Annotated in this window: 23 protein-coding genes; 10 read left to right on the top strand and 13 right to left on the bottom strand. The window is 71.7% G+C overall.

What is annotated here, in order from left to right:
• The first annotated feature begins 73 nt into the window (after positions 1–73).
• From J5X75_RS38035 to J5X75_RS38020, 4 genes are read left to right on the top strand one after another with little or no spacing between them, the layout of a single operon-like run.
• A complete protein-coding gene (locus tag J5X75_RS38035) occupies positions 74–868 on the top strand; it encodes a hypothetical protein (protein ID WP_208472559.1) in 795 nt (264 codons plus the stop codon).
• Positions 869–911: 43 nt separating this feature from the next.
• Complete coding sequence (locus J5X75_RS38030) at positions 912–2,462, top strand: acyl-CoA ligase (AMP-forming), exosortase A system-associated (protein WP_208472558.1); 1,551 nt, start codon at positions 912–914, stop codon at positions 2,460–2,462.
• The gene (locus J5X75_RS38025) at positions 2,459–3,667 is read left to right on the top strand and encodes a pyridoxal-dependent decarboxylase, exosortase A system-associated (protein WP_307798526.1); all 1,209 of its coding nucleotides are present in this window, start codon (positions 2,459–2,461) and stop codon (positions 3,665–3,667) included. The genes J5X75_RS38030 and J5X75_RS38025 overlap by 4 nt, the downstream gene beginning before the upstream one ends.
• A 20-nt stretch (positions 3,668–3,687) precedes the next feature.
• On the top strand, positions 3,688–3,948 hold the full coding sequence (locus tag J5X75_RS38020) for an acyl carrier protein (RefSeq protein WP_208472557.1): 261 nt from the start codon (positions 3,688–3,690) through the stop codon (positions 3,946–3,948).
• Positions 3,949–4,079: 131 nt separating this feature from the next.
• Here J5X75_RS38020 and J5X75_RS45755 read toward each other — a convergent pair whose 3' ends face one another.
• Positions 4,080–4,211, bottom strand: coding sequence for a hypothetical protein (locus tag J5X75_RS45755; protein WP_274383782.1), 132 nt, complete (start codon positions 4,209–4,211; stop codon positions 4,080–4,082).
• Between J5X75_RS45755 and J5X75_RS38015 the strand changes: the two genes are divergently transcribed.
• Genes J5X75_RS38015 through J5X75_RS37995 form a run of 5 tightly spaced genes read left to right on the top strand, consistent with a single transcriptional unit; the run spans position 4,201 to position 11,992 of the window.
• The gene (locus tag J5X75_RS38015; protein WP_208472556.1) at positions 4,201–7,818 is read left to right on the top strand and encodes a DUF4082 domain-containing protein; all 3,618 of its coding nucleotides are present in this window, start codon (positions 4,201–4,203) and stop codon (positions 7,816–7,818) included. The genes J5X75_RS45755 and J5X75_RS38015 overlap by 11 nt on opposite strands.
• A 37-nt stretch (positions 7,819–7,855) precedes the next feature.
• The gene (locus J5X75_RS38010; protein ID WP_208472555.1) at positions 7,856–8,959 is read left to right on the top strand and encodes a glycosyltransferase family 2 protein; all 1,104 of its coding nucleotides are present in this window, start codon (positions 7,856–7,858) and stop codon (positions 8,957–8,959) included.
• Positions 8,956–9,954: an ABC transporter ATP-binding protein gene (locus J5X75_RS38005; RefSeq protein WP_208472554.1), complete on the top strand. Its 999-nt coding sequence runs from the start codon at positions 8,956–8,958 to the stop codon at positions 9,952–9,954. The genes J5X75_RS38010 and J5X75_RS38005 overlap by 4 nt, the downstream gene beginning before the upstream one ends.
• On the top strand, positions 9,951–10,781 hold the full coding sequence (locus J5X75_RS38000) for an ABC transporter permease (RefSeq protein WP_208472553.1): 831 nt from the start codon (positions 9,951–9,953) through the stop codon (positions 10,779–10,781). Before J5X75_RS38005 ends, J5X75_RS38000 begins: the two co-directional genes overlap by 4 nt.
• A complete protein-coding gene (locus tag J5X75_RS37995; protein ID WP_208472552.1) occupies positions 10,778–11,992 on the top strand; it encodes a rhamnosyltransferase WsaF family glycosyltransferase in 1,215 nt (404 codons plus the stop codon). Before J5X75_RS38000 ends, J5X75_RS37995 begins: the two co-directional genes overlap by 4 nt.
• Here J5X75_RS37995 and J5X75_RS37990 read toward each other — a convergent pair.
• The 9 genes from J5X75_RS37990 to J5X75_RS46260 are packed head-to-tail and all read right to left on the bottom strand — an operon-like array spanning position 11,977 to position 22,103.
• Complete coding sequence (locus J5X75_RS37990) at positions 11,977–13,785, bottom strand: hypothetical protein (RefSeq protein ID WP_208472551.1); 1,809 nt, start codon at positions 13,783–13,785, stop codon at positions 11,977–11,979. The genes J5X75_RS37995 and J5X75_RS37990 overlap by 16 nt on opposite strands.
• Before the next feature lie 32 nt (positions 13,786–13,817).
• The gene (locus J5X75_RS37985) at positions 13,818–14,936 is read right to left on the bottom strand and encodes a hypothetical protein (RefSeq protein ID WP_208472550.1); all 1,119 of its coding nucleotides are present in this window, start codon (positions 14,934–14,936) and stop codon (positions 13,818–13,820) included.
• Positions 14,933–15,976 carry a TolB family protein gene (locus J5X75_RS37980; protein ID WP_208472549.1) on the bottom strand — a complete coding sequence of 348 codons (1,044 nt, stop codon included), beginning with the start codon at positions 15,974–15,976 and terminating at the stop codon, positions 14,933–14,935. The genes J5X75_RS37985 and J5X75_RS37980 overlap by 4 nt, the downstream gene beginning before the upstream one ends.
• Positions 15,973–17,199, bottom strand: a complete 1,227-nt coding sequence (locus tag J5X75_RS37975; protein ID WP_208472548.1) for an MFS transporter — start codon at positions 17,197–17,199, stop codon at positions 15,973–15,975. Before J5X75_RS37975 ends, J5X75_RS37980 begins: the two co-directional genes overlap by 4 nt.
• Positions 17,200–17,211: 12 nt before the next feature.
• A complete protein-coding gene (locus tag J5X75_RS37970; RefSeq protein WP_208472547.1) occupies positions 17,212–18,309 on the bottom strand; it encodes a DegT/DnrJ/EryC1/StrS family aminotransferase in 1,098 nt (365 codons plus the stop codon).
• Positions 18,306–18,953, bottom strand: coding sequence for an acetyltransferase (locus J5X75_RS37965; RefSeq protein ID WP_208472546.1), 648 nt, complete (start codon positions 18,951–18,953; stop codon positions 18,306–18,308). The genes J5X75_RS37970 and J5X75_RS37965 overlap by 4 nt, the downstream gene beginning before the upstream one ends.
• Positions 18,950–20,092, bottom strand: coding sequence for a DegT/DnrJ/EryC1/StrS family aminotransferase (locus J5X75_RS37960; RefSeq protein WP_307798524.1), 1,143 nt, complete (start codon positions 20,090–20,092; stop codon positions 18,950–18,952). The genes J5X75_RS37965 and J5X75_RS37960 overlap by 4 nt, the downstream gene beginning before the upstream one ends.
• Positions 20,074–21,039, bottom strand: coding sequence for an NAD-dependent epimerase/dehydratase family protein (locus tag J5X75_RS37955; RefSeq protein ID WP_208472545.1), 966 nt, complete (start codon positions 21,037–21,039; stop codon positions 20,074–20,076). Before J5X75_RS37955 ends, J5X75_RS37960 begins: the two co-directional genes overlap by 19 nt.
• Entirely contained in the window at positions 21,036–22,103 is a 1,068-nt protein-coding gene (locus tag J5X75_RS46260; RefSeq protein ID WP_208472544.1) for a Gfo/Idh/MocA family protein, read from the bottom strand. The genes J5X75_RS37955 and J5X75_RS46260 overlap by 4 nt, the downstream gene beginning before the upstream one ends.
• A 233-nt stretch (positions 22,104–22,336) precedes the next feature.
• Here J5X75_RS46260 and J5X75_RS37945 point away from each other — a divergent pair, with 233 nt between their 5' ends.
• Complete coding sequence (locus tag J5X75_RS37945; protein ID WP_208472543.1) at positions 22,337–22,954, top strand: acyltransferase; 618 nt, start codon at positions 22,337–22,339, stop codon at positions 22,952–22,954.
• On the opposite strand, the gene J5X75_RS37940 is transcribed toward J5X75_RS37945, so the two are convergent.
• The 3 genes from J5X75_RS37940 to J5X75_RS37930 form a co-directional block, all read right to left on the bottom strand.
• Positions 22,908–23,477: a GTP-binding protein gene (locus tag J5X75_RS37940; protein ID WP_208472593.1), complete on the bottom strand. Its 570-nt coding sequence runs from the start codon at positions 23,475–23,477 to the stop codon at positions 22,908–22,910. The two genes, J5X75_RS37945 and J5X75_RS37940, sit on opposite strands and share 47 nt — an antisense overlap.
• A gap of 4 nt (positions 23,478–23,481) precedes the next feature.
• Positions 23,482–23,811: a DUF742 domain-containing protein gene (locus J5X75_RS37935; protein ID WP_238490676.1), complete on the bottom strand. Its 330-nt coding sequence runs from the start codon at positions 23,809–23,811 to the stop codon at positions 23,482–23,484.
• Between the two features lie 73 nt (positions 23,812–23,884).
• Positions 23,885–24,310, bottom strand: a complete 426-nt coding sequence (locus tag J5X75_RS37930) for a roadblock/LC7 domain-containing protein (protein ID WP_183218178.1) — start codon at positions 24,308–24,310, stop codon at positions 23,885–23,887.
• Positions 24,311–24,312 lie beyond the last annotated feature (2 nt).

Genomic DNA, 24,312 nt, shown 5'->3' with positions numbered 1-24,312 from the left:
ACCTGTGAAAGGGTTAGTGACACCCCTGATGGCCCTCCGGCTGGCGCCCATCACGACCGCTGACATTCCGGCGGTGGCCCGCTTCTTGCAGGAACACCTCAACACCCGGGTGACCGTGGAGGCCTGGGAACGGGCGATGCGGGTCCCGTGGAAGGTGTCCGCGCCCAACCACGGTTTCCTGCTGCGTACCGAGCAGGGGGAGGTGGCCGGCGCATACCTGGCGTTCTACTCCGAGCGGCGCGGGCGGCGGATCTGCAATCTGGGCGCCTGGTGCGTGCTGCCGCAGCACCGGTTCCACAGCCTGAAGCTGCTCAAGGCGCTGCTGGCCCAGGAGGGGCACGTCTTCACCGACCTCTCGCCGAGCGGCAACGTGGTGCCGCTCAACACCCGGTTGGGCTTCTCGTTCCTGGACACCGCCACCGCGGTCGCGCCGAACCTCCCGTGGCTGTCGCCGCGCGGCCGGCTCAGCACCGATCCGGCGATGCTGGAGGGCACGCTGCGCGGGGACGACCTGCAGATCTACCGCGACCACGTGGACGCCGCGGCGGCCCGGCACGTGCTGCTCACCCGCGGCGGGCGGCACTGCTACGTCGTCTACCGGACGGACCGGCGCAAGAACCTGCCGTTCTTCGCCTCGCTGCTGTACGTCAGCGACCCGGACCTGTTCCGCGCCCTGCGCCGCCGGTTCCAGAGCCACCTGTTGCTGCGCCACGGGATCCTCGCGCTGCTGGCCGAGCCGCGGGTGGCCGGTCACCGGCCCCGGCTGTCCCGGATGCTGCCGAACCCGCGCCGCAAGATGTTCCGCGGCGAGGTGGCCGAGGAGGAGGTCGACTACCTCTACAGCGAACTGACCTGCCTCAGCTGGTGACGTCCCCGCCGAACCGGGGACGTTCTCGACGATCGGAAGAGACATGCGTATCCGACTGCACGATCTGCTGGCCGGGGCGGCCGGCCGGGCAGCCGACTCACCGGCCCTGACCTACCGCGACGAGACGGTCTCGTACGCCGCGCTGTGGGACGATGTCCGCTCCCGGGGCGCCGGCCTGCGCGAGCTGATCTCCCGCGGCGACCGGGTGGCTGTCTACCTGGACAAACGGATCGAGACCATCTCGGCGATCTTCGCCACCTCGGTGGCCGGTGGGGTCTTCGTGCCGGTCAACCCGGTGCTGCGGGCCAAGCAGGTGGCCTACATCCTGGCGGACTGCGACGTCCGGGTGCTGGTCACCACGGCGGAGCGGCTGGAGAGCCTCCGGGACGAGCTGGCGCGGGTCCCGTCGTTGCAGCGGGTGATCCTGGTCGGCGGCGGGTCGCCGGCCCCCGTCGGTGATGCCGCGGTCGACTCGTGGGATGCCCTGGCCGGCGCCGGCGATCCGGCGCGCGAGGGCGTCGACGTCGACGTCGCCGCGATCCTCTACACCTCGGGCAGCACCGGCCGGCCCAAGGGCGTCGTGCTGTCGCACCGCAACCTGCTCGCCGGCGCCGAGAGCGTCAGCACCTACCTGGAGATGAGCGGCGACGACGTGGTCCTGGCCGCCCTGCCGCTCAGCTTCGACGCCGGGTTCAGCCAGGTCACCACCTCGTTCGCGGTCGGCGCGCACGTCGTCCTGCACAACCACCTGCTGCCGCGGGACGTGGTCCGGCTCTGTTCGAAGCACGGTGTCACCGCTCTGACCTGCGTGCCGCCGCTGTGGATCCAGATCGCCGGCCAGGACTGGCCGGAGGAGACCGGGCGGCGGATGCGCTTGTTCGCCAACACCGGCGGCCGCATGCCCAAGACCACGCTGGACCGCCTACGGTCGGTCTTCCCCGGGGCCCGGCCCTATCTGATGTACGGCCTGACCGAGGCGTTCCGGTCGACATACCTGGACCCGGCGGAGGTGGACCGGCGTCCCGACTCGATCGGCAAGGCCATCCCGAACGCGGAGATCCTGGTCGTCCGGCCGGACGGCAGCGTCTGTGACACGGGCGAGGAGGGTGAGCTGGTGCACCGGGGCGCCCTGGTGGCTCTCGGCTACTGGAACGACCCGCAGCGCACCGCCGAGCGTTTCCGGCCGCTGCCCGGCGCGGACGGCGGCATCCCGCCTGAGCTCGCCGTCTGGTCCGGTGACTCGGTGGTCCGTGACGAGGACGGCTTCCTCTACTTCGTGGGCCGTTCCGACGACATGATCAAGACGTCGGGATACCGGGTCAGCCCGACCGAGATCGAGGAGGTCGTGTACGCGACCGGCCTGGTTCGCGACGTCGTCGCGCTCGGTCTCCCGGACGCCCGGCTGGGTCAGCGCATCGTGCTGGTCGTCAGCCCGGCCGGCGACGGGTTCGACGTGCACACGCTGCGGACGCTGCTCAAGAAGGAGCTGCCGCTCTACATGCTGCCCTCGGACGTTCAGGTGCGGCCGGAGCTGCCCCGGTCACCGAACGGCAAGTTCGACCGCAACCTGCTGCGCCAGGAGATGATCGCGTGAACGGATTCGACCGGATCGACGGGCAACTCGCGGTCGGCGGGGTGCCGGTGGAGCGGCTGGCCGAGCGGGTCGGCGGCACACCCTTCTTCGCGTACGACCGGCGGCTGCTCACCGGGCGGGTCCGGGAGCTGCGCGCGGCCCTGCCGGCGGATCTCCAGCTCAGCTATGCGATCAAGGCGAACCCGATGCCGGCCGTGGTGCAGCACATGAGCACCCTGGTGGACTCCTTCGACGTGGCCTCGGCGCTGGAGATGCGTACCGCGCTGGACACCACCATGCCGCCGCGGCGGGTGAGCTTCGCCGGGCCCGGCAAGACCGACGCGGAGCTGCGGCAGGCCGTGGCGGCCGGCGTGACGATCGAGCTGGAGTCGGAGAACGAGGCGGCGCGCATCGTCCGTACCGGTGCGGCTCTGGGTATCCGGCCGCGGGTCGCGGTGCGGGTCAACCCGGACTTCGCGATCAAGGGCTCGGGCATGCGGATGGGTGGTGGGCCGCAGCAGTTCGGCGTCGACGCGGAACGGGTGCCGGCGCTGCTCAAGGAGCTGGCCGGGGCGGAGCTGGAGGTGCTCGGCCTGCACTGTTTCGCGGGATCGCAGAACCTGCGGGCGGACATCATCATCGAGGCGCAGCGGCGGACCGTGGAACTGCTGCTGCGGTTGGCCGACGACGCGCCCGGCCCGGTCCGGTACCTCAACCTCGGCGGCGGCTTCGGCATCCCGTACACCGAGAAGGATCAGCCCCTCGACCTGGCCGCGGTCGGGGACAACCTCGCCGGTCTGCTGGCCGGCGAGGTCCGCCCGCGCCTGCCCGAGGCGCGGGTGGTCGTCGAGCTGGGCCGCTACCTGGTCGGTGAGGCCGGCGTCTACGTGACCCGGGTCGTCGATCGCAAGGAGTCCCGCGGGAAGACCTACCTGATCGTCGACGGTGGCCTGCACCATCAGCTGGCCGCGTCCGGCAACTTCGGCCAGGTGATCCGCCGCAACTATCCGATCGCCGTGGCCGGCCGGCTCACCGCCGAGCCGACCGAGCAGGTCACCGTCGTGGGCTGCCTGTGCACCCCGCTCGACCTGCTGGGCAACGACGTGATGTTGCCGGCCGCCGGTGTCGGGGATCTGATCGTGCTCTATCAAGCGGGCGCATACGGTCTGACCGCCAGCCCCACCGCTTTCCTCAGCCATCCGGCGCCCGCCGAGGTGCTGCTGTGAACCCTTCCGGAGGTAGTTCCATGTCCCTGACCGGTACGACCATCGACGACGTCAAGGCGGTGCTGGTGTCCGTCCTCGGCATCGAGGACCGGGCGGCGGCCATCGGCCCGGACACCCAGCTGCTCGGCAACCTGCCCGAACTGGACTCGATGGCGGTGCTGGAGCTGATCGCCGCGCTCGAGGAACGCTTCGGGGTCAGCGTCGACGACGACGAGGTGACCGCCGAGGTCTTCGACACCCTCGGTTCCCTGACCGCGTTGATCGACGAAAAGCTCGCCTGACATTTCATTTTCTCGTCACTTTGTCCGAACGGATGAGTGGCAAGCGTCGACCGGCTGTCCGAACCGGTTGGACGTGTCTTGTGTGGACTCTCTCGCGGTGACTACCGTCGCGCTCGAATGGACGAGTGACGCTACGGTTGCGTCGCGATCTCGTGCGCAATTTGGGGAGCAATCGCGTTGAGCAGTTTGCGCGCTGTCGCCGTACCACGCAGGCGGCGACCGATATTGGCGGCGATCGCTGCCGTAATGCTGGTGCTGAGCACCGGTGTCCACATTTCTCCGGCTTTCGCCGCCGACCCCTGTGCGGCCCCGGTCAACGCGATCGCCTGTGAGAACAGCAAGGCGGGCGTCGACCCCAACACCTGGGACAACATCTGGGGCGCCGGCGACCACACCATCCAGGGCTTCACCACCGACATGAGCGTCAACGTCGGCCAGACGGTGACCTTCAAGATCGAGTCCGAGGGGCCGTACCGGATCGACGTCTACCGGCTGGGCTACTACGGCGGGTCCGGCGCCCGGCTGCACCGGGCGATCGAGAACCTGCCCGCCCAGGCGCAGCCGGACTGCGTCACCGACCCGACCACCGAGATCCTGGACTGCGGCCTGTGGGGCGCGTCGGCGACCTGGACCGTCCCGTCGGGCACGGTGTCCGGCGTGTTCGTCGCCCGCCTGACGCGCACCGACACCAACGGCGCGAGTCAGATCCCGTTCGTGGTCCGCAACGACTCCAGCACGTCGAAGCTGTACTTCAAGACCTCCGATGCGACCTGGCAGGCGTACAACACCTACGGCGGGTCCAACTTCTACTGGGGCGGCCCGATGGGGCGCGCGCTCAAGGTCAGCTACAACCGGCCGTGGGAGACCAGGAACGTCGGCTACGGGCGCGACTTCGTGTTCAGCAACGAGTTCCCGATGATCAAATTCCTGGAGCGCAACGGGTACGACGTCAGCTACACCACCGACGTCGACGCCGACCGCCGCGGGCAGTTGATCCGCAACCACAAGGTGTTCCTGTCGGTCGGCCATGACGAGTACTGGTCCGGCCCGCAGCGGGCGCACGTCGAGGCGGCCCGCGACGCCGGTGTCCACCTGGCCTTCTTCAGCGGCAACGAGGTCTACTGGAAGACCCGGTGGGAGAGCAGCGTCGACGGTACGAACACGCCGTACCGGACGCTGGTCTGCTACAAGGAGACCTGGGCCGCCGCCAAGATCGACCCGTCCGCCGAGTGGACCGGGACCTGGCGGGATCCGCAGTTCAGCCCGCCGTCCAACGGCAACCGGCCGGAGAACGCGCTGACCGGCACGATGTACATGTCCAACAACACCGACCTGGCCATGAAGGTGCCGGCCGCACAGGGGAACAACCGGTTCTGGCGGCACACCGACGCGGCCGGCCAGGACCCGGACGACGTGCTGACCCTGGCGCCGCACACCGTCGGCTACGAGTCCGACGAGGACCTGGACAACGGTTTCCGCCCGGCCGGCCTGATGCGGCTGTCCACCACCACCGGCCCCGCTCCGGAATACCTGCAGGACTTCGGCCTCCAGGTGGCGCCGGGCACCACGACCCACCACATGACGCTCTACCGGGCGCCCAGCGGGGCCCTGGTCTTCGGTGCCGGCACCATCCAGTGGGCGTGGGGCCTCGACCAGCAGCACGACTCCATCGACACCGAGCAGAACGCCCCGGCCGACCGCACCATGCAGCAGGCCACCGTCAACCTGCTCGCCGACATGGAGGTTCAGCCCACCACGCTGATGGCCGGGCTGACCGCCACCCCGGCGTCCACCGACGCGGTGGCCCCGGAGACCGGGTTCACCTCCCCGGCCGCCGGGAGCCGGGAGACCAACGGCACCAAGGTGACCGTCAAGGGCACCGCCACCGACTCCGGCGGTGGCCGGGTCGCCGCCGTGGAGGTCTCCGCCGACGGTGGCGAGACCTGGCACCCCGCCGAGGGCACCACCTCGTGGACCTGGTCCACCTACAGTCACGGCGCGGCGGCCCAGGTCTTCAAGGCACGCGCGGTCGACGACAGCGGCAACATCGAGACCAGCCCGGCGAGCCTCACCCTCGACCTCACCGGCCCGAGCACGCTGTTCGGCAACCGGGTGCCGAAGGTTCCGGCCGCCGACGACGGCTCCGCGGTCACGCTGGGCGTCAGGTTCACCCCGCAGACCGACGGGACCGTCACCGGGGTCCGGTTCTACAAGGGCCAGGGCAACACCGGCACCCACCGCGGGACGATCTGGTCGGCGGACGGCGAGCAGCTGCGCACCGGGACGTTCACCGACGAGACCGCGAGCGGCTGGCAGACGCTGAAATTCTCCAGCCCGCTGCGGGTCACCGCGAACACCACGTACGTGGCGTCCTACTACGCGCCGAACGGGCGGTACTCCGCGGACGAGCGGTTCTTCAGCTCGCTGCCGTGGCGGTCGTACCCGCTGGTGGCGCCGCGCGGCACCAGCACGTCCGGGCAGGGCGTCTACCGGACCGGCAACGGGTTCCCCGTCGAGTCCTCGCGGACCAGCACCAACTACTACGTCGACGTGCAGTTCGTGGACGGCGACACGGCACCGCCGAGCGTGCTCGTCACCACGCCGGAGGACGGGGAACGCGGTCTCGACCTCGACGCCGGGGTGTCGGCGCTGTTCAGCAAGCCGCTGAACGGGGCCACCGCGTCGATCACGCTCCGGACGCCGTCCGGTGCGACGGTCGCCGGGACGACGTCGTACGACAACGCGACCCGGGCGGTCACCTTCGACCCGTCCGGTGACCTGGCCGCCGGGACGGTGCACACCGCGACCGTGACAGCGCAGGACACCCAGGGACGGCCGATGACCGAGCCGTACTCGTGGTCGTTCACCACCACGCCGTACGACGACGTGCGCACCCTGCTGCCGCTGAACGCACTGCCGCAGAACGCCTCCTCCGGTGACGGCGCGGAGGTCAACCTGGGCGTCAAGTTCACTCCGGCGGTCGACGGCAAGGTCATCGGCATCCGTTACTACCAGGGGCCCGGCAACACCGGGGCGCACATCGGCACGCTCTGGGAGGCCGACGGCGACGAGCTGGCCAAGGCCACCTTCGGGTCCGGCACCGGCTCCGGATGGCAGAAGGTTTACTTCGCGGAACCGGTGGACGTGACCGCGGGCCAGACGTACGTGGCGTCCTACTGGGCGTCGAACGGCAACTACTCGTACAACCCGGGCTTCTTCAACGAGCCGTACGCCACCGCCGACCGCTACCTGACCGCCCCGGCCGGGAACAACGGCGTCTACCGGTACGGCCCGGACGGTTTCCCGGGCAGCAGCTGGAACTCCACCAACTACTGGGTCGACCCGCTGTACGTGCCGGACGGCCCGCCGCCGCCGGAGCCGACCCAGCCGGATCCGCCGGCCGGCGCCGTCACCCTGCTCGGCGGCGCGACCCCGGCCGTCCCGGCGCACAGCGACGGTTCGGCGGTCGAGGTCGGTGTCCGGTTCTCGTCCAGCGTCGCGGGCACCGTCCGCGGGCTCCGGTTCTACAAGGGCGAGGGCAACGGCGGCGTGCACACCGGCACCCTGTGGACCGCCGACGGGCAGGAACGAGGACGGGGCACGTTCCGGTACGAGTCCGCGTCGGGCTGGCAGACCCTGCTGTTCGACGAGCCGGTGACGATCGCGGCGAACACCCCGTACGTCGCGTCGTACCACACCGGCGCGGGCCACTACGCGGTCGATCTCAACGGTCTGACCTCGCCGGTGTCCAACGGGCCGCTGACCATCGCGGCGCAGGGCGGCCGGTTCTCGTACGGGTCGCCGGCCTTCCCGGAGTCGGCGTCGAACCACAACTTCTGGGTCGACGTCTACTTCTTCCCCGCCGGCTGAACCCACCCGCCGGACAACGACGACGAGAGGAGCACCGGTGGCCAGGAGACTGAGGCCGGTTCCACTGCGGAGCCGGCCCCGGGTCACGGTCGTGATTCCGTGCTACAACTACGGCCACTTCCTGGCCCCGTGCCTGGAGAGTTTCATCGACTCGGACGGCCTGGACGTCGACGTGATCGTCGTCGACGACGCGTCACCGGACGGCAGCGCCGCCGTGGCCCGGGAGATCGCGGCCCGCGACGCCCGGGTCCGGGTGATCGCCCACGAGACCAACAAGCGGCACATCGCCACCTACAACGAGGGGCTGGCGGCGGCCGAGGGCGAGTACGTCATGCTGCTCTCGGCCGACGACCTGCTCGCCCCCGGCGCGCTGACCCGGTCCGCCGCCCTGCTGCAAGCCAACCCCGAGGTCGGGATGGTCTACGGCTTCTCCCGCCGGTTCACCACCGGCACCCCGCCCCCGGCCCGCTCCACGGTGACCTCGTGGACCGTGTGGGACGGGCCGGAGTGGGTGGCCGAGGTGAGCCGCCGGGTCAGCAACCCGATCTACACCCCCGAGGTGCTGATGCGGACCTCGGTGATGCGGGAACTGGCCGGCTACGACGCCCGCCTGCCGCACGCCGCCGACTTCCTGCTCTGGCTGCGTGCCGGCACCCGCGCCGCGATCGGCCGGGTCAACGGCGTGGACCAGGCGTTCTACCGCATCCACGGGGCCAACATGCACGTCGAGCAGTACGCCGGTGCGGTGCTCGACATCGAGCAGCGCCACCTCACGCTCCAGATCCTGTTCGACGAGGACGGCGACCGGCTGCCGGATTCCGCGTCGTTGCGGGAGCGGTCGTTGCGGGCGCTGGCCAGGGAGGCGCTGCTGCTCGCCTGCCGGCCCTACGACCACGGCACACCGGTCGGCGACCAGGCCGGCCAACTGGACCAGCTCGCGCGCCTCGCCGTCGAGATCTGGCCCGAGGCTAAGGAGAGCAAACTGAGCCGCCGCTATCAACGTCACGTGGCGCGGTCCCGGGCCGGTCGTGGACCGGTCGTGACCGCCCCGGTGAGCGCGTTCCGGGATCGCGTCGTCGAACACCTCGGCTGGCGCCGCTGGCGGGCCACCGGTATCTCGGCGGCGGTGGGGTCGCTGTGAGCCTGCCCGGCGACGAGGTCATCAAGCTCCGTGGGCTGACGAAGCTCTACGAACCCACCCCGCGCTGGATGCGGGTGTTCGCCCGATCGCACATGGTCGAGCCGGTGAAGGCCCTCGACGGCGTCGATCTCACGGTGCGCGCCGGCGAGATCTGCGCGATCGTCGGGCCCAACGGCGCCGGCAAGACCAGCATGTTCCGCATCCTGGTCGGCCTGACCACGGCCACCGGGGGCACCGCGACCGTGCTCGGTCTGGACGCGGGCCGCGACTCCGAGCAGATCCGGCAGATCGTCGGCTGGATGCCGTCGGAGGACCGGAGCCTGCTGATGCGGGCGACCGCGAAGGAGAACCTGCAACTGCACGGCCGGTTGCAGGGCATGCCCCGGCGGGAACTGGCCGAGCGCATCCCGTACGTCCTGGAGACGGTGAACCTGGCCGCCCAGACCGAGTCCGTGGTCGCCGGACTCTCGGCCGGCATGCGCGCCCGGCTCCGCCTCGCGCGTGCCCTGCTTCCCGGGCCGCGCGCGCTGATCCTGGACGAGCCCACCGGCGCGGTGGACCCGATCGCCGCGCACGGCCTGCTCACCCTGATCATGGAACTGGTCAAGCAGGAGCGACTGGCCGTGCTGATCTCCTCGCACCGGCTGGAGGAGATCGAGGCCCTGCAGTCGCAGGCGCTGTTGATGGACCGTGGCCGGGTGAGGTATTCCGGCGACCTCGACAGCCTGCGCCGCGAATGGGAGCGCCCCGAGGTCGAGTTCGTGCTGGCCGACCCGGCGACCGCGCACGCGCTGGCCGACAACCTGGTCGCACAGGGACTGCACGCCGTGGTCGACGGCGACAGCGTGCGCTGCCAGCCGAACCCGCACGAGCCGGTCGGCGCCGTGCTGTCCCGGCTCGGGCCGCTGACCTCGCAGATCCGGCACGTCCGGGAGATCCCCATGCCGTTGCGCGATCTGATCGCCCAGGTCTACGAGCGAGGAGAGGCCCGATGAGCCTGGCCTACCCCAGCGCGGTCCACCGGCGCGGCCGGGCCCGCAAGGTCCTCGACACGTTCGAGGGCTACATCCGGATCGACCTGGTCGAGGAGCGGATGTTCCCGGCCTCCACCATCCTGCGCTACCTCGCCGTGGTCTTTCCGGTGCTGCTCTACTACTTCCAGAGCACCTTCCTGGCGATCAGCGACGACCTGTTCATGACCATGCTGATCGGCACCGCGGTCATCGCCGGCCTCCAGGACGCGCTCACCGGTCTGACCGGCCGGCTCAGCTTCGCGATGGAACGCGGCACGCTGGAGACGTACCTGGTCGAGCCGGTGCCGTGGGCGCTCATCCCGGTGGCCATGAACATCTGGCGCAGCTTCACCGGCGCCCTGCTCGCCTGCGTCATGGTCGCCATCGGTCTGTTGCTGGGCGGCTCCATCGACGTCGGCGCGATCCCGCTCGCCCTGCTGGTGCTCTTCCTCGGGGTCGCGGCCTGCAACGCGCTCGGCTCCTTCGCCGCCGCGTTCATCCTGCTGTTCAAGCGCGGCGAGCCGGTGGTGGCCCTGTACAGCCTGGCCGCGTCGGTGCTCGGTGGCGCGCTGTTCCCGATCGACGTGCTGCCGCCGTGGATCCGGTGGGCCAGCTACCTGGTCCCGCACACCTACGTGATCGACGCCGAACGCCAGCTGTTGATGGGCTCCGCCTCCGGCGGTCACATGGACCCGGCTCTGTCGATCGGCATCCTCGCCGTCTTCTGCGTGGTCGCGTTCGCGACCGGCCTGTTCGTCTTCGACCGGGCGCTGCGCCTGGCCCGCCGTTTGGGGATTCTGAGCATATGAGTGGCATGTTCTCCGCCGCCCGGGGCCGGGAGGCTCTGCGGGTGCTGCGTTCCGCCGGTGCCCGGGGCCTCGCCCAGCGGGCTGTGCGGGCGGCCTACGACCGGCTCGGCGCCTCCGAGCTGAACGCCAGGCTGGACCTGGACCTGATCGCCGACTCGCGGCGGCTCGACCTCCGGACGCCGGCCCAGCGGCCGGCCCGCGGCACACCGCTGACGGTCGGGTGGATCTGCACGCCGCCGGCGCCCGGCTCCGGCGGTCACACCACCCTCTTCCGGATGGTCGAGGGCATGGAGTCGGCGGGTCACCGGTGCGTGCTATACACCCATGACGTGTACGGCGGCGAGCTGGCCCGGCACGCGCGGGTCATCCGCGACCACTGGCCGGCCATGAAGGCGGAGGTGCGGTCGGTCGCCGACGGTCTGGGGCCGCTCGACGCGTACGTGGCCTCCGGCTGGGAGACAGCGCACGTGCTGGCGGCGCACCGGGACCTGGTGACCCGGCGGCTGTACTTCATCCAGGACTTCGAGCCGCTGTTCTATCCGATGGGCTCGCACCATGTCCTGGCGGAGGACACGTACCGGTTCGGGTTCCGCCCGATCGTGGTCGGCCCGATGCTGCGTGACCTGCTCCGCGACCGTTTCGGCGTCGACGCCGCGGTCGCCGAGTTCGGCGTCGACACCGACGTCTACCAGTTGACCAATCCGGACCGGCGCAACGGTGTGGTGTTCTACGCCAAACGTGACTACGCCCGCCGCGGGTTCATCCTCGGGGCGCTGGCTCTGCGGGAGTTCCACCGCCTGCACCCGGACCAGGAGATCCATCTGTTCGGTGACGCCACGGTGAAGCCGCCCTTCCCGCACACCAACCACGGCACGATGCGCCCCGCCCAGCTCGCCGAACTGTACAACCGGTGCGCCGCGGGCATCGCCATGTCCTTCACCAACCTGTCCCTGGTTCCGGACGAGATGCTGGCGTGCGGTGTGGTGCCGGTCGCGGTCGAGAACGAGTACGCCAAGGCCAGCATGGACAACCCGGCCGTTCGCTGGGTGAGCCCGACCGGTTCCAGCATCGCCGAGGCGCTGAGCGATGTCGTCTCCGGCACGGCGCCCGCACCGGCGGAGGTGGCGGGCACCATCCGGCGGACGCCGTGGGAGACGGCGAAGCGGGTCACCCGGGAGGCCATCGAGGACGAGGTCTACGGCTCCGCCTGAGGGGCCGGTCCACCCCGGAGCGGTCCGGGCTCCGGGGTGGCGGCCAGCAGGTTGATCAGGAAGGCGATCGTGGTGGCGTCGGCGTCGTGCGCGCCGGTCAGCAGGCCGTCGAGCCACTCCGCGCGCAGCGACGGGACCGTGTAGAGCGGTGCGCAGACCTTCGGTTCGGCTCGCCAGTGCGTGAGGACCAGGGTGGCGTACTCGGTGGCGCCGAGTTGCGGCCGCCGTCCGCGGGTGAGGCGCTGACCGACCTTGCCGGCGATCTTGCGGGCTTCGACCGTACGGGTGGCCAGTCGGCTGCGCAGCGAGCGGGCGCCGAGCCGGGCCGGGACCAGGCCGGTGTCCAGGGGTATCGCGGCCAGGGCCGGGTCGAGGCGGCTCATCAGGCGGCCCAGCAGCTGGGAGTCCCGTTTGTCGGCGGGGGAGACCGCCAGCGCCAGCTCGATGAACCGGCGATCGAACATCGGGTTGATGAAGTGCCGGCGGACCGCGGCGACCGTGCCGTGGACGCCGGCCCAGCGGTGCATGCGGTGCAGCAGATAGAAGTCGTCGGTGGCGCGCATCCAGTCGCCGCCGGGGAAGAGTTCGGTGAGCCGGCCCAGCGTGGACGCCCGGGCGGCGGCCAGCACCGACGGGTCCAGGGCGTCCGGCGCGACGGCCTCGTTGCTGAACAGGCGCCAGCGGGCCAGGCGCTCGACTAGCTGTGGGGACGTGGTGGCGTGGGCCGGCTGGCCGGCGTAGTAGAAGCCGCGGGCCACCTCGCCGCCCAGGCCGGAGAGCCGGTGCCCCTGCTCCAGGTGGCTCTCGGCGAGCAGCAGCGGGGCCAGGGCGAGTGGGCTGGCCAGGCACTCCAGAGCGCGGGCGGCGTCCAGGGCCAGGTGGTGAGCCGCTTCGGGCTCGGGCCAGCGCTGCTCGTCCATCCGGTGCACCTGGTGCCGCAGGCCGAGGCGCCGGGACAGGTCGGCGGCGATCCGGACGTCGGCGCTGCCCGGCGTGCCCAGGGTCATCGCGCGCAGGCCGGGGCGCAGCGCCGGTGGGACGGCTGCCAGCAGGATGCGGGAGTCGTGCCCGCCGGTGAGCTGGAGAACCGTGTCCGGGTGCTGGTCGACGTAGGCGGTCTCGAAGGCGCGCAGGATGTCGGCCATCTCGGCCACCGCGTCGTCCAGGGCCGGGGGTGTCGCGGCGCGCGCGGGCGGCGCGGCGTACTGCCGGACGGTCAGTGTGCCCTCGTGCAGGGTGGCGATCGAGGCGGGCGGCAGGGCGGTGACGCCGGGGAAGATGGTGGCGTCGCCGATCTGCCAGCCGATCAGGGCCTGTGCGCCGAGGCCGGCGGCGTCGAAGCCGGCGCCGGCCAGCACGGCCAGGGCGCGGGCGCTGGTGGAGACGGCGGCGACGCCGGGGGCGGTCCATCGGTAGAGCTGGCGGAAGCCGAGCCAGTCGCCGGCGACCAGGACCGGGCCGCCGGAGGTCGCCCGGTGGGCGGCGGCGAACGGTGGCAGGAGGCCGGCCAGCGCGGATCCGCCGGCGGTGAGCAGGGCGCCGAGGTCGGCGGTGTCCAGCGAGGATTCCCGGGTACGCACGGCGCGCGCCAGCCGTACCGTGAAGGGTCTGTCGTCTGCCGGAGGGGTGTCGCCCGGCTCGCCCCCCGCGACGGCGATCCACTCGGAGGCGGACCGCTGCGGGTTCTCGACGGTGGTGTCGGCGTCGGTGAGGCAGTCGAGAGCCGCCTGAACCGGCCGGCGCAGGCGCTCGGGCGCGCCCGGCGCGAGGGACACGCAGAGGAAGGCTCTCATCGGACGGTGCTACCTCACTATCGACGTGGGGATCAGTTCGCCGGCGGAACGGGCTTGCCGTCGGACCAGATGTTGCCGGTCCAGCGGTTGCCGGGCAGCTTGGTGTCGAAGCTGGTGACCGGACCGTAGCCGCCGCATTTGCGGTTGGAGCCGCGTTCGAACACGTTGTTCTCGACGACGATGTCCCGTACGCCGTCGTTGTACTGCTTGTTCTCCTCGGAGCCGCCGTAGAGGCAGTACGACACGTGCTCGCTGGCGCCGAGGAAGTTGTTCCTGATGACGATGCCGGAGACCGGGCCGAAGTCGGGGAAGAGGTTGACGTTGCCGGAGCAGCCGCCGCCCGCGCTGTTGCTGGCGGCGTCGCAGACGATCGTGTTGTGGATCAGGGTCACGTTGCTGCGGCCGTTGCCGTTGGTGTCGTTGGCCAGGAAGCCACCCAGATGCCAGTCGGTGCCGTCCTTGAGCAACTGGCCGTGCAGCCACGAGTCGCGGATGTCGCAGTTGGCGTAGCAGCTGACCGACGTCTGCCCGCCGTGGATGTCGGAGCGGCGGATCGTCATGTTGGTGCTGAGCACGGCCGGGCCCTGCCACATGCCGGCGGCGACCTCGGAGTCCTCGAGGGTGAAGGAGAAGCCGGTGCCCTCGGTCGTGGTCAGGGTGCCCTTGATCAGGCTCTTGCGGATCACGACGTCGCGGGCGTTGATCAGGAACGGGTCGCAGTTGATGATCTTGCCGGTGACCACGGTTCGGTTCGCCGTGACCGTGCACGGGCCGGAGTACCTCGTCAGGTTGGTGCCGGCCGGGACACCGGTGTTGTGGGCGCCCGGGAATCCGCCGGTCGACGGTTTGGCCGCCGTCGTCTTCGACGGCGACGGCGACGCCGGTCCGGACGCGCTCGCGCTGGCGGTGGCGGCCGAGGCCGACAACGACGGCGGCAGCGAGCCCGCCGGCGCGGACGGGGTGACCGCCGTGGCCGGCGCGCCGTCGGCGGGCGCGTTCGGTGAGCCGGCGACCAGTGGGCCGCCGCCGTCGGTGTCGCGGTACTGGATCGCCACGTACCCGGCGGCGGCCAGCACGGCCACGCCCAGGACGGCGATCACCGCCCGGCCGCGCCAGCCGCGGACGCGTCCCTCGGTACCGGTGTCGGTCACGGGTGGTTCCCTTCTGCGAGGGCGGTGCGGACGACCGCGGGAGACCAGGCGTCCCTGATCAACAGTTCGGGTGCGCCGGCGCCGTCGGCCGGGACCTTCCACACGTCGCTGGAGGCGGTGCCGGAGGCCTGTCGCGGCAGCCCGTAGACGATCGTGCCGTCGTCGAGCCATTCCACCTGGTCGTCGACGCTGCGCGTTTCGGCGAGCAGGGTCTCGGCCCCGGTACGCAGATCGTGGACGGCCAGCCGCCACCGGCCGGCCGGCAGGTCGCCGTGCTTCTTGAAGGCGATCCGGGTGCCGTCCGGCGACAGCGACGGGCACTCCACGTCGCCGCGCAGGGCCGTGACGGTACGCGCGGACAGGCTGCCCCGCACCAGCCAGGTCTTCCCACCCGAAGCGGCGGTGGCGTAGAACGTGTCGCCGCCGGCGAACGTGACACCCCAGAGGTTGCGGTCCGCCGCGGTGATCGTGCGGCCGTCGACGACCAGCCGGAACTTCTCCAGGTCGCCGATCACCTCACCCCCGGTACGGGTGACGACGGTCCGCGTGGAGAACTGCCCCGGGTTGGCGTAGGAGTCGCCGAACACGAACGTCGTCGTGGCCGCGAGAGCCCCGTCCCGGGACAGCCGGGCCCGGCTGGGGATCCCGGTCAGCGGCAGGTCCCGGACGGGCGCCCAGTCCGTGCCGAGCAGGCGAGCCTGGTACGTGGTGACGAGACCACGGTCGGCGGACAGGCAGATCGCGTCCACCGCCGTGGCGTGGACCCGTTCGCAGGTGGCCGGGGTGAACGTGCGTGCGCCGCCGGGGTCGCTCAGCGGGACCACGGCGACCCGGCCGTACTCCCGGCCCAGCGCGGTGCTGCGGAACACCAGGTGGGGCGCCGCTCGTACGGTCGCGAGATCGCCGCCCCGCGCGACCGCGGGAGCCGCGGCCAGGGACGCGGCCTGGTCCGCCCGGACCTTCCACACATAGCCCGCCGCCCCGGTCAAGGCCATGATCAGGACCGCCGCGAGGACGGCGGCCCGCACGCGTGCGCTCATCGGGCCACCTCGGCGCCGCGCAGCATCCACGCCGCCACCGGGATGGCCGCGGTCAGCAGCGCGGCGAACAGCAGCAGCGACGACGCCGGGCCGCCGACGCTCCAGAGCAGGCCGAACAACAGCGACGACGCGAACCGGGCCAGCGCCACCACGGTCTGCGCGGCGGCGATCGCGCTGCCCCGGGCCCGAGCCGGCGCGAGACGGCTGATCAGCGCCGGCAGCACCCCGTCGGTGGCCGCGTAGAAGACGCCGAGCAGCAGCAGGACGGTCACGGTCGACCCGATCCCGCCGGACGGAAACGCGCCGAGCAAATAGCAGACGACGAGCGCGACGTGCCCGGCGACCAGGACCCGGGCCCGGCCCACCCGGTCGGCGAGGCGGCCCAGCGGCACGGCCAGCGCCAGGTACGCGACGTTGGTCCCCACGTACAGCAGCGGGAACCACACGGCCGCGAAGTCGTCGCGGTCCTGCAACGTCAGGTAGAGGAATCCGTCGCCGACGGTCAGCAGGCCCAGCATCCCGGCGGCGAGCAGCGGCCCGCGCAGCCCACGGCGGCCGATCTCGCGTACGGCGTTCCGCAGCCCGATCCGGGCCGTCGCGCCCGCGGTCCGCAGGTTCGGGACGAACAGCACCAGCACCGCGAGTCCGACGACCGCGAACGCGAACGACACCACGAAGATCGAGTCGTAGCTGCCGGGCACGCTCCACAGCAGCGCGAACGCGACAAGCGGCCCGAGCGCCGCGCCGACCGTGTCCAGTGCCCGGTGCACCCCGAAGGCGCGGCCCAGCATCGCCGGATCGGACGCCTCGGCGATCAGCGCGTCCCGGGGCGCGGTCCGCAGGCCCTTGCCGAGACGGTCGGCGGTGACCACCGCGGTGATCGCGGCGAATCCGGTGGCCGCGAGCATGGCGATCCGGCTGATCGCGGAGGCGCCGTATCCCACGACCGCCACCCACTTGGGCTGCCCGCCACGGTCACCGGCGTAGCCGCCGGCGATCCGCAGGAACGCGCTGACCCCCTGGTACATCCCGTCCAGGAAGCCGAACGCCACCGGGTTCAACCCGACCGCCGCCGTCAGGTACAGCGGCAGAACCGACGCCACCATCTCGGAGGAGACGTCGGTGAGCAGGCTGACCGTGCCCAGCAGCAGCACGGTCGCGGAGACCTTCCCGGCGGTGGCGCCGGCCCCGTCGGCCGGGCGGTCGCGGATCGTCACATACACGGTGCGCTTTCCTCAGGGGCGCAGCGCCCCGGCCAGGGCCTCGGCCACGCGGGCCTGCTGGTCCGGGGTGATCTGCGGGTAGATCGGCAGGGACAGGATCTCCGGGGCCACCCGCTCGGCGTTCGGGAACGAGCCGCCGAGCGACGCGAACGCGCCGGTCCGGTGCACCGGGATCGGGTAGTGGATGGCGGCGCCGACCCCGGCCGCGTTCAGTCGCGTGAGGACCTCGTCGCGGTTCGGCACCCGGACACAGTAGATGTGCCACACGTGCACGTTGCCGTCCAGAACGACCGGCCGGGTCACCTCGCCGAGCCCGGCGAGCAGTTCGTCGTAGCGGGCGGCCGCGGCCCGGCGCCGCTCGTTCCAGGAGGCCAGCCGGGCCAGCTTCGCGCGCAGCACGACCGCCTGGAGACCGTCGAGGCGGCTGTTCACGCCGACCAGGTCGTGGTGGTACTTGCGCAGGCCACCGTGGCTGCCGAGGGTGCGGACCGTGGTGGCCCACTCGTCGGAGGCGGTGGTGACGGCGCCCGCGTCACCGTAGGCGCCGAGGTTCTTGCCGGGGTAGAAGCTGGTCGCCGCGATGCCGTCCACACCGGAGCCGCGCCCGTGCCGGGTGGCGCCCTGCGACTGGGCGGCGTCCTCGACGACGGCGATGTCCCGGCCGCCGATCCCGGCGCGGAGCCGCTCGACCGGGGCGAGCTGGCCGTACAGGTGGACCGGCGCGATGGCGCGGGTCCGCGGCGTGATCGCGGCGAGCGCGGCCTCGACGTCGATCAGATAGGTACGCGGATCGCAGTCCACCAGCACGATGTCGGCGCCGGCCCGGGCGACCGCCTCGGCGGTGGCGATGAACGTGTTGGCCGGCAGGATCACCTCGGTGCCGGGCCCGACACCGACCGCCTTGAACGCCAGCTCCAGCGCGTCGGTGCCGTTGGCCACGCCGACGCAGTGCGGCAGCCCGGAGAACGCGGCGTACTCCCGCTCGAACGCGGCCACCTCGGCCCCGCCGATGAACGCCGTGTCGGCGATGATGCGCTTGAATCCGGCCTCGACCTCCTCGGCCACCTCCGCGTGCGCGGCGGCCAGGTCGACGAGCGGGATGCGGGTCATGAACTCTGCCTTTCCGGGACGGACGACTTGCGGAGAAAGCGGGCCGGGCTGCCGGCCCAGACCTCGGCCGGGGGCACGTCGCCGAGCACGACCGAACCCATCCCGACCAGCGACCAGGCGCCGACGGTCACGCCCTCACGCAGCAGCGCGCCGGCCCCGACGTAGGCGCCCTCGGACAGCACCACCCCGCCGCCCAGCCGCACCCCGGACGCGATCGTGACGTACGGGGCCACCAGGTCGTCATGGGTGAGCACGGCCTGCGGCATGACCGCCACGTGGGCGCCCACGGTGACGTCGGCGGTCAGCACGGCGCCGGCCAGCAGCACGGTGCCCTCGCCGACGGTGCTGCCGGCGCCGATCGACACCGAGGGGTGTACGACGGTCGCGTACCGCCGCGGGGGCAGGGCGAGGCGCTCGACGATGCGCCGCCGGGCGGTGTAGGCGCGTGGATTGCCCACGCACACCACCACGGCGGCGTCCATCCCGAGCACACTGTCGACCGGCCCGAGGATCGGCAACCCGGAGCGCTGGGTCCCGTGCAGCGCCGGATCGTCGTCGACGAAACCGAGGACCCGCCAGCCGGTGGCGGCCGCGGCCGTCTCCCGGGCGAAGCCACCGGCTCCGACGATGACCAGGTCCCTCACCGGGCGGCCAGCTCGCGCAGCACCCCGGCGATGTGGTCCTGGTCCGCTTCGGTGAGCTTGTGGTGCAGCGGCAGGATCAGCGACTGCCGGGTGATCCGCTCGGTCACCGGGAGCGGGCCCGGTGTCACGTCCGCGTAGGCCGGCTCCAGGTGCGCCGCCATGATGCCCCGGCGCGCCGACACGCCCCGGGCCGCGAGCTCGGCGAGCACCTCGTCGCGCGCCCGTTTGTAGGCCGGGGTGAGCAGCACCCAGAACGACTGGTAGTTCGTCTGCCCGTAGGACGGATCCGTCACCGGGATGAGCCCGGCTATGTCCGCCAGGAGGGTCTGATAGCGGGCGGCGAGCCGCCGCCGCTGCGCGACCAGTGCCGCCAGCTTGCCGAGCTGCACCAGGCCGACCGCGGCCTGGATGTCGGTCATCCGGTAGTTGTAGGCGGTCTCCAGATACGCCTCCAGCACCGGCTGCTTCGACGCGTGCCGGTCGGCGGCGGACACGTTCATGCCGTGCTCACGCAGCCGTCGCAGGCGGGCCGCCGCGTCCGCGTCGTCGACCGTGACCATGCCGCCCTCACCGGTGGTGATGAGCTTGCGCGGGTGGAACGACCAGGCCGCCACCTTCGCGCCGGTGCCGGCCGGGGCGCCGTAGGCGGTGGATCCGGCCGCGCACGCGGCGTCCTCCACCAGGCCGACCCCCCAGTCGTCCGCGGCCTTGCGCAGCGCGACGGTGTCGAACGGCACGCCGCCCTGGTGCACCGCGATGATCGCCCGGGTCCGCGGCGTGCGCACCGCGCCGACCGTGTCCACCGTGAGGTTCCCGGTGGCCAGGTCGACGTCGGCGAAGACCGGGGTGGCGCCCACGTAGCGGACCGCGTTGGCGGTCGCGATGAACGACAGCGACGGCACGATCACCTCGTCGCCGGGCTTGATGTCGAGCAGCACCAGCGCGAGGTGCAGGCCGGTCGTGCAGGACGACACCGCCACACCGTGACCGGCGCCGACCGCGGCCGCGAACTCCCGCTCGAACCGGGCGACCCGGGGCCCCTGCGCGACCCAGCCGGAGCGGACCGCCTCGGCGGCGGCCCGCGCCTCCTCCTCCCCGAGGTCGGGGATCATCACCGGGATCACTGGGACGACCGCCACCAGTCGACCAGGCCCTGGAGGCCCTCGGTGAGGGTGAGTCGCGGCTTCCAGCCCAGCCGCTGCTCGGCGCGGGAGATGTCGGCCAGGCGGCGGGTGACGCCGTTGACCGCGCGGGCCGGCCCGTGCTCCGGCGCCAGGTCCGACTTCATGACGGCGCTGAGCGCGGCGGCCAGCTCCTTGAGGCTGGTCTCCTCGTTGCTGGCGATGTTGAACACCTCGTCGGTGACGTCCGCGCGGGCGGCCAGGATGTTGGCGCGGGCGATGTCGGCGACGTGCACGAAGTCCATGGTGGCCAGCCCGTCGCCGAGGATCAGCGGGGGAGTGCCGGCCTCGATCCGCTCCATCCAGCGGATCAGCACCTCGGTGTAGAGGCCGTGGATGTCCATCCGCGGCCCGTACACGTTGAAGTAGCGCAGCGCCACGTAGTCCAGGTCCTTCATGGCCTTGAAGCTGCGCAGCGTGGCCTCGTTGAACGCCTTCGCCGCCCCGTAGAAGGTGTCGTTGTTGTACGGGTGGTGCCGCTCGGTGGTCGGGAACTGCTCGGCGAGGCCGTAGACCGACGCCGACGACGACGCGACCACCTTCTTGACGCCCGCGTCGGCGGCCGCCTCGATGACGTTGAAGGTGCCGTCGACCAGCACCTCGTTGGCGAGCCGGGGCTCCTCGGCGCACTGGGTGATCCGGATCGCGGCCAGGTGGAAGACGAGATCCTGGCCGTCGGTGAGCGACCGCACCAGCGCGTTGTCCCGGATGTCGCCCTCGACCACCCGGACGTTTCCGGATGCGAGCGCCCCGGCGAGATTGTCGCGCCGGCCCCGTACGAAGTTGTCGAGAACGACGATCTCCGACGCGCCCCCGCGCACCAGCTCGTCGACGACGTGCGAGCCGATGGTGCCCGCCCCGCCGGTCACGAGAGCACGCGCGCCCTCGATCGGTACCCCAGTCACGCCGTGTGCCCTTCGTTCAGCTTGATCATCGTTCCGCCCTCGGCCAGGCTGCGGGAGGCGGCCTGGAGCAGCTCCAGCACCCGCAGCCCGGAGCGGCCGTCGGTCAGTGCCGGAGTGCCGGTGGTGATGGCCCGCGCGTACTCCTCGACCATGGTGCGCAGCGCCTCCCGCTCGGTGAGCGCGGGCGCGACCATGTCGCCGGACCGGTACGACACGAGGATGTCGCGCCGCTGCTCGTCGCCGAGCTCCTCGGGGGACGCCACGTCCACCCCGCGGTCGTAGATCGACAGACGCTGGCTGGGGTTCAGGTCGTCCCACACCAGGGTCCGCTTGGACCCGCCGAAGATCGCGGTGCGCACCTTCACCGGGGACAGCCAGTTGACGTGGATGTGCGCGATCGCCCCGTTGCTGAGCTGCAACGTCAGGTACGCCACGCAGGCCCGCCCGGCGCCGATCCCGTCCGCGCCGTGCGCCGCCACCGCGATCGGCCGGACCGCGGGCGGCAGCACGAAGTCGAGGATCGACAGGTCGTGCGGCGCCAGGTCCCACACCACGTCGATGTCGCGCTGCACCAGGCCCAGGTTGATCCGCACCGAGTCGAGGAAGTGCAGCTCGCCCAGCTCGCCGGCGGCCAGCAGGTCGCGGATGTGCAACACGGCCGGGGTGTAGCAGTAGGTGTGGTCGCACATCAGGGTGAGCCCGCGCCGGTCGGCCTCGTCGACCAGCCGCCGGCCCTCCTCGTAGGTGGCCGCGAGTGGCTTCTCCACCAGCACGTGCTTGCCGGCGCGCAGCGCGGCCAGGGCGACCGGGAGGTGGGTGCCGGCCGGGGTGGCGACGGCGACGGCGTGCACGTCCGGGTCGGCGAGAACCTCGTCGAGGTCGGCCGAGACGCCGACGGTGGAGTAGCCACCGAGCACCTTCCGGGCCCGGTCGACGTCGAGGTCGCAGAGCCACCGCAGATGGAAGGCGGGGCTGCCCTGGAAGTTGCGGACGAGGTTGGGGCCCCAGTAGCCGGCCCCGATGACGGCCACGCCGATGGGCTCGTCGGGCGCGTGAGAGGTCACAGGAATCCGTTCGTCGAAGTGGCGGACGCGGTCCGTCGGGAAAGCTATCGATCCCTTGTGGCCGGACGCCAGATCACTGACGGATTTACGGCGGAGCCGGGGTCAAGGCGAACCCTTCGGCCGATCGGGGGACCCCTCAATGGCCATTTTGGACCGTCGATGTCGGCTGGCCGACATCGCGGGCGGGCTCCGGCGTCTACCCTGTGCCGGATCGATGACGAGGAAGGTTCACGATGACCGTCGCACCGACAGCCGATGTGGACGAGCGGGCCGTGATCGGCGCCGGCACCCGCGTCTGGCATCTCGCGCAGATCCGTGAGGGCGCCACGATCGGGCGGAACTGCACCGTCGGCCGGGGGGCGTACGTGGGTCCCGGCGTGGTCCTCGGCGACAACTGCAAGCTCCAGAACCACGCCCTGGTCTACGAACCGGCCCGGCTCGGCGACGGCGTGTTCGTCGGCCCGGCCGCGGTGCTCACCAACGACGAGTACCCGCGCGCCGTCACCCCGGACGGCCGGCTCAAGACCGGCGACGACTGGACCGCGGTCGGCGTGACGATCGGTGAGGGCGCCTCGATCGGCGCGCGGGCGGTCTGCGTGGCCCCGGTCACCGTCGGCCGGTGGGCGCTGGTCGCGGCCGGCGCGGTGGTCACGGCGGACGTTCCCGACTTCGCCTTGGTCGTCGGCGTGCCGGCGCGCCGGGTCGGCTGGGTGGGCCGGGCCGGGCACCCGCTGACCGCCAAGGGCGACGGCGTCTGGCTGTGCCCGGAGACCGGCGCCGAGTACGCCGAACGCGACGGCGTCCTCATCCCGCCAGCCGGTCCAGACGGCGGGCCAGCACCCGTTCGGTGAGCGCGACCAGCACCGCCTTCACCGAATCCCGTTGCCGGGCGTCGCACTCCAGCAGCGGCATGGTCTCCGCGAGGCCGAGCGCGTCGCGGACCTCGGGCAGCTCGAAACGGCGCGCCCCGTCGAACGCGTTGACCCCGATGATGAACGGGATGTCGTGCTCCTCGAAGTAGTCGATCGCCGGAAAGCAGTCCTCGATCCGGCGGGTGTCGACCAGCACGATGGCGCCGAGCGCACCGGTCACCAGGTCGTCCCAGAGGAACGCGAACCGGTCCTGCCCCGGCGTGCCGAACAGGTAGAGCAGCAGCGCGTCGTCCAGGGTGATCCGGCCGAAGTCCAGCGCCACGGTGGTGGTGGTCTTCGCGGCGACCGCCGAGGTGTCGTCCACCCCGATCGACCGCTCGGTCATCTCCGCCTCGGTGACCAGCGGCTCGATCTCCGAGATGGCGCTCACGAAGGTCGTCTTGCCGACCCCGAACCCGCCACTGATGACGATCTTGACGGCCATCGGTGACGACGGCGCCATCGGGTTAGAGCGCCCGAACACGATCCCTGATCCTCTCGATCAACGCGGTGGTCAGCTCGCCGGGCATCTCGCCGGCCCGGACCAGCCCCTGGGTGAGCAGGTCGGCGACGATCACCCGGACCACGCCCATCGGGGCGCCGAGCGCGGACGACAGGTCGGCGATCGACCGTGGCCGCTGGCACAGCTCGACGATCCGGCGGGCCTCGAACCGCAGCGGCGCGGACAGGGCGGCCGGCTCGGCGTACAGCTGGGTCTCGATCCGCAGCCCGTCGTGCAGCGGCTGGGTGCGCCCGTTGGTGAGCATGAAAGGCCGAACGACCGGATCCTCGCTCAAGGCGCCACCTCCGCTTCGCTCCGGCGTCGCCATGAGGACGAGACTGCGCCCGATGATTCGCTCGCAAGCTCGCTCATCGCGGGAGGTGCTGCCGCGATTCGGCGATCAGGGCCGGGGTCAGCAGGTCGCCGAAGCGGTCCGCAAGCAGGGAGATCTCGTAACCGACCAGGCCCAGGTCGCTGTCCCCGCCGGCCACCACGCCCAGGCAGCTGCCGCCCGGGATCACCGAGATCACCAGGAAGCCCCGGTGCATCTCGATCATGATCAGTTTCAGTCCCTCGAAGTCGTACCGGCGGGAGGCGCTGCGGGCCAGGCTGGCCATGCTGGACACGATGGCGCCCAACTGGTCGGCCTCGGCCCGGCTCAGCCCCTCCGAGCTGGCGATCAGCAGGCCGTCCGAGGACACGGCCACCGCGTCGCGTACCCCGTCGGTCTGATGGACGAAGTTGCCGAGCAGCCAGTTGCACTGGTGCCGGTCAGCCGTCGCCTCGACGCTCATTG

Source organism: Actinoplanes flavus (assembly GCF_017592555.1).
GTDB lineage: Bacteria > Actinomycetota > Actinomycetes > Mycobacteriales > Micromonosporaceae > Actinoplanes > Actinoplanes flavus.
This window is presented reverse-complemented; position numbering and strand designations above follow the sequence as displayed.